13 protein-coding genes are annotated in these 12,251 nt (G+C 65.9%); 2 read left to right on the forward strand and 11 right to left on the reverse strand.

The window, feature by feature from the left end; genetic code table 11:
* Position 1: 1 nt before the first annotated feature.
* The 11 genes from ACQR1D_RS09960 to ACQR1D_RS10010 all read right to left on the reverse strand — a co-directional run bounded on the left by ACQR1D_RS09960 (position 2) and on the right by ACQR1D_RS10010 (position 8,695).
* Positions 2 to 343 (reverse strand): HepT-like ribonuclease domain-containing protein, encoded by a 342-nt coding sequence (locus tag ACQR1D_RS09960; protein ID WP_315804233.1) that lies wholly within the window; start codon positions 341 to 343, stop codon positions 2 to 4.
* Position 344: 1 nt separating this feature from the next.
* Positions 345 to 659: a nucleotidyltransferase family protein gene (locus tag ACQR1D_RS09965; RefSeq protein ID WP_315804232.1), complete on the reverse strand. Its 315-nt coding sequence runs from the start codon at positions 657 to 659 to the stop codon at positions 345 to 347.
* A 50-nt stretch (positions 660 to 709) separates the two neighbouring features.
* Complete coding sequence (locus tag ACQR1D_RS09970; protein ID WP_315804231.1) at positions 710 to 1,486, reverse strand: DUF3298 and DUF4163 domain-containing protein; 777 nt, start codon at positions 1,484 to 1,486, stop codon at positions 710 to 712.
* Positions 1,487 to 1,611: 125 nt separating this feature from the next.
* Positions 1,612 to 3,768, reverse strand: coding sequence for a methylmalonyl-CoA mutase (gene scpA, locus ACQR1D_RS09975; protein WP_434837901.1), 2,157 nt, complete (start codon positions 3,766 to 3,768; stop codon positions 1,612 to 1,614).
* Positions 3,769 to 3,787: 19 nt separating this feature from the next.
* Positions 3,788 to 4,252, reverse strand: coding sequence for a GFA family protein (locus ACQR1D_RS09980; RefSeq protein WP_315804229.1), 465 nt, complete (start codon positions 4,250 to 4,252; stop codon positions 3,788 to 3,790).
* On the reverse strand, positions 4,249 to 6,117 hold the full coding sequence (locus ACQR1D_RS09985; RefSeq protein ID WP_315804228.1) for a methylmalonyl-CoA mutase subunit beta: 1,869 nt from the start codon (positions 6,115 to 6,117) through the stop codon (positions 4,249 to 4,251). Before ACQR1D_RS09985 ends, ACQR1D_RS09980 begins: the two co-directional genes overlap by 4 nt.
* 102 nt (positions 6,118 to 6,219) lie before the next feature.
* Positions 6,220 to 6,711, reverse strand: coding sequence for a 2-amino-4-hydroxy-6-hydroxymethyldihydropteridine diphosphokinase (folK, locus tag ACQR1D_RS09990; RefSeq protein WP_315804227.1), 492 nt, complete (start codon positions 6,709 to 6,711; stop codon positions 6,220 to 6,222).
* A 5-nt stretch (positions 6,712 to 6,716) separates the two neighbouring features.
* Positions 6,717 to 7,085 carry a dihydroneopterin aldolase gene (gene folB / locus ACQR1D_RS09995; protein ID WP_315804226.1) on the reverse strand — a complete coding sequence of 123 codons (369 nt, stop codon included), beginning with the start codon at positions 7,083 to 7,085 and terminating at the stop codon, positions 6,717 to 6,719.
* A complete protein-coding gene (gene folP, locus ACQR1D_RS10000) occupies positions 7,082 to 7,939 on the reverse strand; it encodes a dihydropteroate synthase (RefSeq protein WP_315804225.1) in 858 nt (285 codons plus the stop codon). The genes folB and folP overlap by 4 nt, the downstream gene beginning before the upstream one ends.
* A gap of 74 nt (positions 7,940 to 8,013) precedes the next feature.
* The gene (locus ACQR1D_RS10005) at positions 8,014 to 8,421 is read right to left on the reverse strand and encodes a DUF4332 domain-containing protein (RefSeq protein ID WP_315804224.1); all 408 of its coding nucleotides are present in this window, start codon (positions 8,419 to 8,421) and stop codon (positions 8,014 to 8,016) included.
* 67 nt (positions 8,422 to 8,488) lie between these two features.
* The gene (locus tag ACQR1D_RS10010; protein ID WP_434837902.1) at positions 8,489 to 8,695 is read right to left on the reverse strand and encodes a hypothetical protein; all 207 of its coding nucleotides are present in this window, start codon (positions 8,693 to 8,695) and stop codon (positions 8,489 to 8,491) included.
* A 334-nt stretch (positions 8,696 to 9,029) separates the two neighbouring features.
* On the opposite strand from ACQR1D_RS10010, the gene ACQR1D_RS10015 reads away from it, so the two are divergent.
* Both ACQR1D_RS10015 and ACQR1D_RS10020 read left to right on the forward strand, forming a co-directional pair.
* On the forward strand, positions 9,030 to 10,637 hold the full coding sequence (locus ACQR1D_RS10015; protein WP_316218103.1) for a helicase HerA-like domain-containing protein: 1,608 nt from the start codon (positions 9,030 to 9,032) through the stop codon (positions 10,635 to 10,637).
* A gap of 159 nt (positions 10,638 to 10,796) precedes the next feature.
* A complete protein-coding gene (locus ACQR1D_RS10020; RefSeq protein WP_434837903.1) occupies positions 10,797 to 12,200 on the forward strand; it encodes a M20/M25/M40 family metallo-hydrolase in 1,404 nt (467 codons plus the stop codon).
* The last annotated feature ends 51 nt before the right edge of the window (positions 12,201 to 12,251 follow it).

Raw genomic sequence — 12,251 nt, forward strand, 5'->3', positions numbered from 1 at the left:
TCTACTTCAAGTCGGTGAGCTTGCCGCTGACGAACGTTTTCAAAGCCGGCAGTTCACTGGCTATGACATCCCAGACGACGGCGACGTCGGTGGTATGATAGGCATGCCGCAGCAGGTTTCCGAAGTCGATCATTTTCCGCCAGTGGATGGTCGGACTCTCGCTCTTGATGCTGTCTGGAATGCTACGGGAGGCCTCGCAAATGATCTCGAGCAGGCGCTCGGTTGCCAGGCGCAACAGGCGGTCAGAGCTGAAGGCCGCGAGATCGGCGCCGGCGACAAGCTGTTCGATTTCCGCAATGGCTTCGGCAATGTCCCGTAGCCGGTCTTCGACGGTCGGAGGCACCTCAAAACACCTCGATCAGGTCATCGGCAATTCGATCGGCGATCCGCCGCTTCAACAGCGCCCGTTGCGTGATCTGGACGCGCAGTCCGATGTCGTCCTCGATAAGGTGCTGCGCCTTGAAGTGATCGAACGCGGGAGGGAGTCCGGGGGGCGTGGTTTCCACGAGAACGTCGAGGTCGCTGTCAGGACGGGAGTCGCCGCGCGCACGCGAACCGAACAGCGACAGTCGCGTGATGCCGGCCTTTCGCAGGGCCGGCGCAAGGGCCTGCAGCCGGCCGATGATCGTCATGAGGCGAATGTCAGCGACGTCGTTCATGAGAACAGTCTAGCATATCCAGCCATCGGCTGCACGGCCGCCGGTTGGCTTCACTGGTCTTCCGCATCCCCCTTCGGCCTGGCGCCGCCGAAGATCGCCTGGCCCTCCGGTGACAGATACGGCTTCAGCGTCTCCCACGGCACGAAGGCGACGTACTGGCCTTCGGCGTAGGGGCCGACCGCGTAAGGCGGGTAGTGGAAGGTCAGGCCGGAGCTCTTCCCGGCCTCCGTGGAGGGAGCGAGCGTCACGGCGCCGATCTTGAGCAGCTTCGGCTCCAGCCCCTTGAACCATTCGGCGGTCGCGGTCTCCGTCGCGTCGCGCTTCTTTTTCTCGGCCTTCAGCGAGCTGACCACCGCATTCAGCATCGCCTTCATCGCAGGCCCATTGTCGGCGGTCTCGGTGAAGAACGGGCGGATGCTGATCGGCTTGGCCGCGGCCTTGTCCCAGAGGATGGTGTTGACGTCGCTGTTGGGATGCGCGGCGCGCGTGTCCATGTAGTCGTCTCGGAGGATGCTGACGTAGCGGTCGGCGACCACCGAGCGCACGGAATATTTGCGCTCGAACGACCACTTGCCGTCGCGGAACGTTTCCGGATCTTCCTTGCGCTCCTTGGCGGCGTCGGCGGCGTTCTTGTCGATCCATTTCTTGCCGTCGGCCAGGCAATAGGCCGCGAGCGGCGCATCAGCCTTGATCCGGGCATCGAGCGTCACGTTGGCCTCGACCGCCTTCGTGTTGATGCTGGCGTCCGGCTTGGGATCGGCGGCAAGGGCGGGTGCGAACGAAAACAGGCCAAGGATTGCAGCAACGCAAAGTGTCGAACGGGTCATGGCTATCAATATCCGATGGGTGAAGATGCGTATCGCCAGGGAATGCTGAGGTTCATCTGCAAAAACGTAGCGGCGCACGATCTGACGATCGTACGCCGGAGAGCTGCGCTCGCGGATTCGAAAAACTATTCCGCTGCCTGGCTGTGGCCGAGCCGCGCGTTGAGTTTGTGGATCAGTTCCTCGGCGGCGTCGGCGATCACGGTGCCCGGCGGGAAGATCGCTTCCGCGCCGGACTTGTACAGCGCGTCGTAATCCTGCGGCGGCACCACGCCGCCGACGATGATCATGATGTCCTCGCGGCCCTGCTTCTTGAGCGCGGCCTTGAGCTCCGGCACCGCGGTGAGATGCGCGGCGGCGAGCGACGACACGCCGAGAATGTGGACGTCGTTCTCGACGGCCTGCCGCGCCGCCTCGTCGGCGGTAGCGAACAGCGGCCCGATGTCGACGTCGAAGCCGATGTCGGCGAAAGCGGACGCGATCACCTTCTGGCCGCGGTCGTGGCCGTCCTGGCCGATCTTGGCGACGAGGATGCGCGGCCGGCGGCCTTCCGCCTCCTCGAACGCCTCGATCAGCGCCTGCAGCTTCTCGGCTTTGCCGGACATGGCGGCGATCTCCCGCTTGTAGACGCCGGTGATGGACTTGATCTCGGCGCGGTGGCGGCCGAACACCTTTTCCAGCGCGTCGGAGATCTCGCCGACGGTGGCCTTGGCGCGCGCGGCGTCGATCGCGAGCGCCAGCAGGTTGCCGTTGCCGTCGCCGGCCGAGCGCGTCAGCGCCGCCAGCGCCGCGTCGACCTCGGCCTGCTTGCGCTCGGACTTCAGCCGCGACAGCTTGTCGATCTGCAGCCGGCGCACGGTGGAATTGTCGACCTTGAGAACGTCGAGCGGCGGCTCGTCGGTCGGCTTGTACTTGTTGACGCCGATGACGGACTGGCGGCCGGTGTCGATCCGCGCCTGGGTCTTGGCCGAGGCCTCCTCGATGCGCAGCTTCGGCACGCCGGCCTCGATCGCCTTGGCCATGCCGCCGAGCTCCTCGATCTCCTGGATGTGGCCCCAGGCCTTCGCGGCGAGATCGCGGGTGAGGCGCTCGACATAGTACGAGCCGCCCCAGGGATCGATGATCCGGGTGGTGCCGCTCTCCTGCTGCAGGAACAATTGCGTGTTGCGGGCGATGCGCGCGGAGAAGTCGGTGGGCAGCGCCAGCGCCTCGTCGAGCGCGTTGGTGTGCAGCGACTGTGTGTGGCCTTGCGTGGCGGCCATCGCTTCGACCGCGGTGCGCACCACGTTGTTGTAGACGTCCTGCGCGGTCAGCGACCAGCCCGAGGTCTGGCTGTGCGTGCGCAGCGACAGCGAGCGCGTGTCCTTCGGATTGAACGGCTTCAGGAGCTTGGCCCACAGAAGCCGCGCGGCGCGGAGCTTGGCGACCTCCATGAAGAAGTTCATGCCGATCGCCCAGAAGAACGACAGCCGCGGCGCGAAGCGGTCGACGTCGAGCCCGGCCGCGATGCCGGCGCGCAGATATTCGACGCCGTCGGCGAGCGTGTAGGCGAGCTCGAGGTCCTGCGTCGCGCCGGCCTCCTGCATGTGATAGCCGGAGATCGAGATCGAGTTGAACTTCGGCATCCGCTGCGAGGTGAAGGCGAAGATATCGGAGATGATCCGCATCGAGGGCGAGGGCGGATAGATGTAGGTGTTGCGCACCATGAACTCTTTCAGAATGTCGTTCTGAATGGTGCCCGACAGCTTCTCCGGCGGCACGCCTTGTTCTTCGGCGGCGACGACGAACAGCGCGAGGATCGGCAGCACCGCGCCGTTCATGGTCATCGACACGCTCATCTGGTCGAGCGGAATGCCGGCGAACAAGGTGCGCATGTCGTAGATCGAGTCGATCGCGACGCCGGCCATGCCGACGTCGCCGCCGACGCGCGGATGATCGGAATCATAGCCGCGATGGGTGGCGAGATCGAACGCGACCGACAGGCCCTTCTGGCCGGCGGCGAGGTTGCGCCGGTAGAAGGCGTTGGAATCCTCCGCCGTGGAGAAGCCGGCATATTGCCGGACGGTCCAGGGTTGGTTGACATACATCGTGGGGTAGGGACCGCGCAGATAGGGCGCAATGCCGGGCCAGGTGTCGAGGAAGTCGATGCCGGCGAGATCGGCCTCGCCATAGGCCGGTTTCACCGGAATGCCTTCCGGCGTCAGCCACGGCTCGGCGGCCCCCGCGGGCGCGGGGGCTGCGATGGGTTCGAATGCGATGGCGCTGAAATCAGGAATGCGGCTCATGGCCTCGTGTCCTCATCGCTTAATCATGATCCGGATGCTGATGGCTGACGACACCAGCCATCTTCTCCGGTCCGTAGTTCTGCTGCGTGGTCTGGCTCGGCAGGTTGGCGATCGCGACCACCCAGCCGAGCCGCGACTCCGAGCCATATTGCCGCGTCGGCACCACCCGGTCCGGCCGGTCGAAGGTCCCGGTCATGATCTCGATGCGCGGTCCGTCGATACGGCGAAAGCTCAGGGGCGTGCCGCATTGGCTGCAGAAGTCGCGCATCGCGATCGAGGAGGAATGGAACGCGGCCGGCTGACCGCGGGTCCAGGCGAAGCTCTCATTGTTGATTTCAGCGAACGACGCGAACGGCGCGCCCGAAGCCTTCTGGCACATCCGACAATGGCAGATGCTGACCTTGCTCGGCGCCGACATCAGCGCGTAGCGGATCGCGCCGCATTGGCAGCCGCCGGTGAGGACGGGTTTGCTTTCGTCGGTCATGCTGACTCCAGATGCGCGTAGGCGTCCGCGAGCGTCTTCAATGCGTCGCCGCCGGCAAAGACGAAGCTGCCGATGCCGGCCTCGCGCAGCGCAGCTTCCTGTTCGCCGCCGCGGCCTGCCAGATAGATATGTCGCGCGCCGGCGGCCTGAAGGGCCTTGGCAGCGGGAACCGCGGCGTCGGCATAGACCTTGTCGGACGAGCAAAGGCAGGCGATCGCGGCGCCGGAGGCGCGGTAGGCATCTGCGAGCGCGGCCGGATCGGCGCCGCCCTGGCCGTCGATCGCGGCGATACCGCCGGCCTCGAAGAAGCTGCGGGCGAAGGTGGCGCGCGCGGTGAAGTCGGCGGCGGTGCCGAGATTGGCGAGGAACACCGAGGGGCGCTGTCCCTGGCGCTCCAACAGCGCGTCCGAGCGATCACGCAGCTTCTCGAAACCGTCCGCGAGACGGATCGGCGCGAGCGCGGCGAAGGTGAGCGAAGCCTTGTCGATCGGTTGCGGCGCCACCGGTGCGAGCGCTTCGACCGCGACCGCGGCCTCGTTGAGATTTGGAAACTCGCTGGCGCCGGTCAGCACGTCGCGGCGCCTCGCGATGTTGGCATCCCGCACCGCCTTGACCGCGGCGACCTTGGACTGGATCAGCCCGGTCTGCAGAGCCGCGCCCACGCCGCCGGCCTTCTCGATCTCCTGGAACAGGGCCCAGGCGGCGCTGCACAGCTCGCTGGTCAGCGCCTCGACGCCGCCGGCGCCGGCGGCCGGATCGGCGACGCGGGCGAGATTGCTTTCCTCCAGCAGCACCAGTTGCGTGTTGCGGGCGACGCGGCGCGCGAACGCGTCGGGCAGGCCGAGCGCGGTCGTATGCGGCAGCACCGTCACGGCGTTGGCGCCGCCGAGCCCGGCCGCAAACACGGCGATGGTGGCGCGCAGCATGTTCACGTAAGGATCGCGCCGGGTGAGCATGCGCCACGCCGTCTCGCCCGAGATGAAGAGCGGCTTCGGTGCCAGCCCGCACGCCTCCTCGACGCGTGCCCACAGCCGGCGCAGGCTGCGGAATTTCGCCAGCGTGAGGAACTGATCGGTGTCGGCGGCGAGCCGGCCATAGATCATGCCGCGCGCGGTCTCGAGCGCGATGCCTTCGGCTTCGAGCGCCCGCAGATAGGCGACACCAGAGGCGAGCACGAAGGCGAGCTCCTGCGCCTCCGATCCGCCGGCGACGTGCACGACGCGGCCGTCGGCGGCGAAGAACGGGCCTTTGAAGCCGGCCTCGTGCAGCTGCCTGACCAGCGCGCCCGAATTGCCGCCGAGCGTCGATGCGTCATGCGTGCTTGCGCCGCGAACAGCGGCGTCCCCGATCGGATCGAGGCCGAACCGGATGTCGCAGGCCGCGGCCGTGATGCCGCGCTGCTTGACGATATCGGCGACAAGCGAGGCGGGCGAGAGCGAGTCACCGAGCTGCAATTCGATTGCAATCGCAGCATCGAGATGCACGCCGTCGAGCGCGCGCGCCACCGCGTCGGCGTTGGCGGCGAGGCCAAAGCCATGCGCGGCATTCGAGCCGGCAAACACCAGCGACAAACCGGTCGCGCCGTTCTCGAGGTCGATCAGCGCCTGCGCATTGGCCTTGGCCGGATCGGGATGATCGATGCGCTGCATGATCTGCCATGGCGACGATGGTGCGCGGCCCGCGACCGGCGCGGCATGCTTGGCGCGCGGATAGATCGGCTGGATTTCGAGCCCGTCATAGGTCTTGCCGACCAGCTTCTCGAAGGCCGCACCCTTCAGCACGCCATCGACCAGCTTGCGCCAGTCCGCCTCGCCGGCCGGAGCGAAATCGGCAGCCAGTCGCAGATCGTCGGTCTCGGTCGTCATGTCGGTACGCGTCTCCCGGGGCGTCTGTTATCGCGATTGTTGTGGCGCAAAATGCCACGTCAGGGCGGCCAAGCCAAACGGTTGTTTGGCCGGAGATGTCAGCTATTCGGCTGACGGCAGCGGCCGGATTCCGTCGCGCGAAACGGCGAGCACGGCCTCGTCGACGCGGCGCCCGGCAATCCGTCGCGCCGGCACGATCTCGGACAACGGCACCAGCACGAAGCCGCGTTCGAACAGCCGGGGGTGCGGCAGCGTCAGATCGGGCGTGTCGACCGCGATGTCGTCATAGGCGATCAGATCCAGGTCGAGCGTCCGCGGGCCCCAACGCGTCTCTTGCGTGCGATCGCGGCCGAACATGCGTTCGACCGCGTGCAGAGCGCTGAGCAGCCGCCGTGGGGGCATCGCGGTTGCGATCTCGATGCAGGCATTGATGAAGGTCGGCTGCTGCTCCTCGCCCCAAGGCGGCGTGGTGTAGTCGGACGACCGCGCAACGAGCGCAGCCGAGGCACGCGCGCAGATCTCCGGAATGGCGCGCCGGAACGTCGCCCTGACGTCGCCGACATTGCCGCCGAGAGCGATCAGCGCGCTCGCCATCGGGGTTACGGATGCCGGGAGCGCGTCAGCACCACGCCGACATCCTCGAAGATGGCGGCGATCGGCGCATGCGGCTTGTGCACGGTCACTTTGACGGCGCGGATGCGGGCGAAGGTCGACAGGATCGCATCGGCGACCGCGCCGGCCGCGCGTTCGAGCAGGCGGTAGTTGGTGTCCTTGAACGCCGCCGTCGCCGTCTCCACCACGTCGGAATAAGACACGGTGTCGGCGAGGCGGTCGCTGCGCGAGGAGTCCGACAGATCGGTGTAGAGTTCGAGGTCGATGACGAAGCGCTGGCCGACCTCGCTCTCATGCTCCATCACGCCATGACGCGCGTGGATGAGAACGCCCTTGATGAAGATCGTATCGGTCATCGCAGTGCCTCGATTGCCGCGGCCACGCGCACGGCCTGAACCGTCTCGGCGACGTCATGCGCCCGGATGATTGCAGCACCGCGCCGAGCCGCAATCAGATGCGCCGCGATCGAGCCGCCAAGCCGCTCCTGCGGCTCCGACGCCACCACGGTGCTGATGAAACGTTTTCGCGATGCGCCGACCAGCAGCGGCAGCCCGAAGCATGCGAATGCATCGAGCCGGGCCAGCGCCGTCATGCTCTGCTGCGGCGTCTTGCCGAAGCCGATACCGGGATCGAGCACGATGTTCCCAATGGGGATGCCGGCCTTGGCCGCGATGTCCAGCGAGCGCGTGAAGAAGCCCAGCATGTCTTCGATGATGTCGATCTCCGGATCGACGGCAGCACGGTTGTGCATCACCACGACCGGCGCGCCATGCGCGGCGACGACCGTGGCCATCGCGGGATCGCGCTGCAGGCCCCACACATCATTGGCGATCGCGGCACCATGGTCCAGCGCGTAACCTGCAACTTGAGATTTCATGCTGTCGATCGACACGGGCACGCCGAGTGCGACGATCGCAGGCAGGATCGGTCGCAGGCGCGCCAGTTCCTCCTCGGCCGTGACCGGCACCGCGCCCTTGTAGGGGCGGGTCGACTCGGCGCCGATGTCGATGATGTCGGCGCCGGCCGCGATCATGCGCTCGGCCTGCGCGATCGCCCGTTCCGGCGCATCGAAACGGCCGCCGTCCGAGAACGAATCCGGTGTGACGTTGAGAATGCCCATCACCGCCGGGAATGGACGCGAAAGCCACGGCCGCAGCAGCGGGTGGCTCGACGCGAGGTCCGGGGCGGAGTGCGGCGAAATGGCGCTCATGGGCGCCGCTTTGCGCGGTTGGCACCGTCAAGTCAAGGTGTCGCACTGCACAAGCGCGGTCAATCCAGAGCCGATCAATAGCTGATCTTCGGCTCCAGCCGCCGCGCCTTTTCGATGAGCTGGCCGACCGACCTCTCCGACGGCAGGATGCGAACCAGCTTCCGCCGGGTGTTCACTTCCTTGATGTTCTGCGCCAGCCGGGCCGGATTGCGGTGCGCCAGCTCGCGCACGGTGGTCACGCCGGCTGCGCGGACGAGGCAGACCTTGGCCTTGCCCATGCCGGGAATGCGCATGTAATCGGCGGCGTTTGCCCAATCGAGCAGTTGCTGCTCGCTGATGCCGGTCTTGGCGGCCAGCGCCTTGCGCCCTTTCACGGTCCGGGCGGCTTCGAGAAATGCGTCGGTGGTCCGGATGCCCAAAGCTTTCAGCTTGGCGGCATAGAAGGTCGTCATGCCTTCGAGTTCGGTGATCGGATATGTCATGATACTCGGCGCGCGCGAAGGTGCTTCAGATGATCTGGCCCAGGCGGTCGGGCTTGGGGCAACCGGCTCAGGCCGGGTGTGCCTGTCGCGATCGTGCCAACTGATCGGCTTCGATTTGGTCGCGGCCGAACGCAAAAAGTTCACCGGCTGACGGCTGCTGCCCCTGCCGTCGCCATCCAATATCGCTGAGGAGGTCAGGCCCGATGCCGATGATTTCAGCCACGACTTTACTGATGCCGGCCGTTCTGGCCAGCGGCTCAATCAACTCGTTCATGTGAACCCCGTCTCATCCGGTCCCCCACGACCGGACGTCCTCTCGCTGAATTCATCTTGATCGGACGATCCGTGAATTACAAGCGAGGAGCCGGGTCGGTGCGCGAATCGATTCGCGATCGACGATGAACTGTTGCAGCGATGCAAGACCGGATGTTGAATCTACGTACCAAACGTGCGCATCGCGCGGCACCAATGCTAAGAAAAGTGCGTGCCGTGCGAAGAGGTGAGGCACCTGACGCCGGTTCCAATTCGCGAAACTCAACTATGTTATCGTACGCGATGCTCCGCACCACGTGTGATGCGAAACATTCTCTCTCGAAAGATGGATCATCATGGCACCATCCGGAAAACCCCTGGCTGATACCGACGACAAGATCTTCGTGGGTGCCGGCGAGCAGCCGGCTTGGTTGACACTTGCGCTTGCCAATCGTCATGGACTGGTCACCGGCGCGACCGGCACCGGCAAGACGGTCTCGCTGCAGGTGATGGCCGAAGGTTTTGCCCGTGCCGGTGTTCCGGTCTTCGCCTCCGATATCAAAGGTGATCTCTCGGGCATTTCGCAAACCGGCGAAGCGAAGGACTTCATCCTCAAGCGCGCCACCGAGCTCGGCCTCACCTATCAACCCGATCAGTTCTCGACGGTATTTTGGGATGTGTTCGGCGAGCAGGGGCATCCGGTGCGCGCCACCGTCACCGAGATGGGACCGCTGCTGCTGGCGCGGATGCTCGACCTGAACGATGTCCAGGAAGGTGTGCTCAACGTCGCGTTCCGCGTCGCCGACGAGAACGGCCTCGCCCTGATCGACATGAAGGATCTGCGCGCGCTGCTCGACGCCATCATTCCGGAAGCCAAGAAGGGCGCGGATGCGGACGCCGACCCGCTGGCGCCGATCCGGAAGGCGGCGCAGTCGTTCGGCAATGTCACGCGCGCGACCGTCGGCACGATCCAGCGCCAGTTGCTCGTGCTCGAGAACCAGGGCGGCACGAAGTTCTTCGGCGAGCCGGCGCTGGCGCTCACCGACTTCATGAAGACCGACCGCGACGGCCGCGGCATGATCAACATCCTCGTCGCCGACAGGCTGCTGCAGAACCCGCGGCTCTACGCGACGTTCCTGCTGTGGATGCTGTCGGAGCTGTTCGAGGAGCTGCCGGAGGTCGGCGACGTCGCCAAGCCGAAGCTCGTCTTCTTCTTCGACGAGGCGCATCTGCTGTTCAACGATGCGCCCAAGGCGCTGATGGACAAGATCGAGCAGGTGGTGCGGCTGATCCGTTCCAAGGGGGTCGGCGTCTATTTCGTCACGCAGAATCCGCTCGACGTTCCCGATCGCGTGCTCGGTCAATTGGGCAACCGCGTGCAGCATGCGCTGCGCGCTTTCACGCCGCGCGATCAGAAGGCCGTCGCTGCCGCCGCCGATACGTTCCGTCCCAACCCCAAGCTCGACACCGCCAAGGTGATCACCGAGCTCGGCAAGGGCGAGGCGCTGGTGTCGTTCCTGGAGGGCAATGGCACGCCGGCGATGGTGGAGCGCGTCCTGATCCGGCCGCCGTCGGCGCGCATCGGATCGGTCACGCCGGAGGAACGCAAGGCGGTCATCGCTGCAAGCCCGGTCAAGGGCAAATACGACACCGCGATCGACGCCGAGTCCGCCTACGAGCTGCTGCAGAAGCGGATTAGCGGAACCGCCGTGACGACGGATGCCTCCTCCGGCGGCGTGCTCGGCAAGATCAGCGACATCGCCGCCACGATCTTCGGCACGAATGTCAAGCGCGGCCAGCTCTCGACCACGCAGGTGATCGCGCGCAACGTCGCGCGCTCGGTCACGGACAAGGTGGTCGGCGGCATCGCGGCCGATCTCGGCAAGCAGGTCGGCGGCTCGCTGGGCGGCTCGATCGGCCGTTCTCTCGTGCGGGGCGCGCTTGGTGGACTGCTGCGGCGTTGACAGGGCGCCTTGTTCCCGGCCGGCGTGATGGCCTTGTCATGTCCTCTGCGCCGACTGCGGCGCAGGCGGCATCTTCTGCCTTTGCATGAGGCTGGCCCGGACCGCGCAACGGAGCTACAAGCGGGCCAATAGCCGTTACATGCGAAGGATCCGGTGGCCATGGCCAATGCGCAGCTTCAATCCGTTCTCGATCACATCGATGCCGACTTCGACAACAGCCTGGAACGGCTGTTTGCGCTGATCCGCATCAAGTCGATCTCGGCCGATCCGGCCTTTGCTGACGATTGCAGGGTGGCGGCCGATCACCTCGCCAAGGATCTTGCGACGCTCGGCTTTGCGACCGAGGTGCGCCCGACCGCCGGCCATCCGGCCGTGGTCGGCAAGAGCAACGGTCATGGCGCCGCCAAGCCGCATGTCCTGTTCTATGGTCATTACGACGTGCAGCCGGTCGATCCGCTCGACCTCTGGCACCGGCCGCCGTTCGAGCCTGTGGTCGCCGATCACGCCGACGGCCGCAAGATCATCGTCGCGCGCGGCGCCGAGGACGACAAGGGCCAACTGATGACCTTCGTCGAGGCCTGTCGCGCCTGGAAGAAGGTGACGGGGGCGCTGCCGCTCGACATCACCATGCTGATCGAAGGCGAGGAGGAGGTCGGCTCCAAGAACTTCGTGCCGTTCCTCGAGGCCAACAAGGACGAGTTCAAGGCCGATTTCGCGCTGGTCTGCGACACCGGCATGTGGGACCCGAACACGCCGGCGATCACCACCTCGTTGCGCGGCCTGCTCTATGAGGAGATCAAGATCAAGGCCGCCAATCGCGACCTGCATTCCGGCGTGTTCGGCGGCGGCGCGCGCAATCCGATCCGCGTGCTGACGGAGATCCTCGGCGGCCTGTTCGACGCCGACGGCCGCATCACCATTCCCGGCTTCTATGATGGCGTGAAGGACGTTCCGCCTGAGGTGCTGGAGCAGTGGAAGAAGCTGAACCTGACGCCCGAGAGCTTTCTCAAGCCGATCGGCCTGTCGATTCCCGCCGGCGAGAAGGATCGTCTGCTGATCGAGCAGATCTCGTCGCGACCGACCTGCGACATCAACGGCATCTGGGGCGGCTATATCGGCGAGGGCTCCAAGACCGTGATCCCGTCGCTGGCGCATGCGAAGGTCTCGTTCCGCCTCGTCGAGGGCCAGGACCCGCTGAAGATCCGCAAGGCGTTCCGCGACTACGTCTCGGCGCGCATTCCCGGCGACTGCTCGGTCGAGTTCGGCGACCATTCGGCCGGCGCTGCGATCGCGCTCGACTGGACCATGAAGCCGCTGGCGGCTGCCAAGCAGGCGCTGACCGAGGAGTGGGGCAAGGAGACCATCCTGATGGGCTCGGGCGCCTCGATCCCGATCGTCACCGATTTCAAGAAGACGCTCGGTCTCGATTCACTGCTGGTCGGCTTCGGCCTCGACGACGACAACATTCATTCGCCGAATGAGAAGTACGACCTGAAGAGCTACCACAAGGGCATCCGCTCCTGGGCCCGCATCCTCGCCGCGCTCGCGGAGATGCCACGGTAGTGCAGGCGCTCGTCCGGGCTACGACCGCGACGGCGCTGATTGTTTTGCACG

It is taken from the genome of Bradyrhizobium sp. HKCCYLRH2047, from assembly GCF_051168175.1.
Classification (GTDB): Bacteria; Pseudomonadota; Alphaproteobacteria; order Rhizobiales; family Xanthobacteraceae; genus Bradyrhizobium.

Coding starts and splice junctions, on each gene's coding strand:
- folB (WP_315804226.1), bottom strand. CDS start 7,085: ATGACCGATACGATCTTCATCAAGGGCGTTCTCATCCACGCGCGTCAT.
- ACQR1D_RS10005 (WP_315804224.1), bottom strand. CDS start 8,421: ATGACATATCCGATCACCGAACTCGAAGGCATGACGACCTTCTATGCC.
- ACQR1D_RS09970 (WP_315804231.1), bottom strand. CDS start 1,486: ATGACCCGTTCGACACTTTGCGTTGCTGCAATCCTTGGCCTGTTTTCG.
- ACQR1D_RS10010 (WP_434837902.1), bottom strand. CDS start 8,695: ATGAACGAGTTGATTGAGCCGCTGGCCAGAACGGCCGGCATCAGTAAA.
- ACQR1D_RS09985 (WP_315804228.1), bottom strand. CDS start 6,117: ATGACGACCGAGACCGACGATCTGCGACTGGCTGCCGATTTCGCTCCG.
- folK (WP_315804227.1), bottom strand. CDS start 6,711: ATGGCGAGCGCGCTGATCGCTCTCGGCGGCAATGTCGGCGACGTCAGG.
- ACQR1D_RS09980 (WP_315804229.1), bottom strand. CDS start 4,252: ATGACCGACGAAAGCAAACCCGTCCTCACCGGCGGCTGCCAATGCGGC.
- ACQR1D_RS09965 (WP_315804232.1), bottom strand. CDS start 659: ATGAACGACGTCGCTGACATTCGCCTCATGACGATCATCGGCCGGCTG.
- folP (WP_315804225.1), bottom strand. CDS start 7,939: ATGAGCGCCATTTCGCCGCACTCCGCCCCGGACCTCGCGTCGAGCCAC.
- ACQR1D_RS10020 (WP_434837903.1), top strand. CDS start 10,797: ATGGCCAATGCGCAGCTTCAATCCGTTCTCGATCACATCGATGCCGAC.
- scpA (WP_434837901.1), bottom strand. CDS start 3,768: ATGAGCCGCATTCCTGATTTCAGCGCCATCGCATTCGAACCCATCGCA.
- ACQR1D_RS10015 (WP_316218103.1), top strand. CDS start 9,030: ATGGCACCATCCGGAAAACCCCTGGCTGATACCGACGACAAGATCTTC.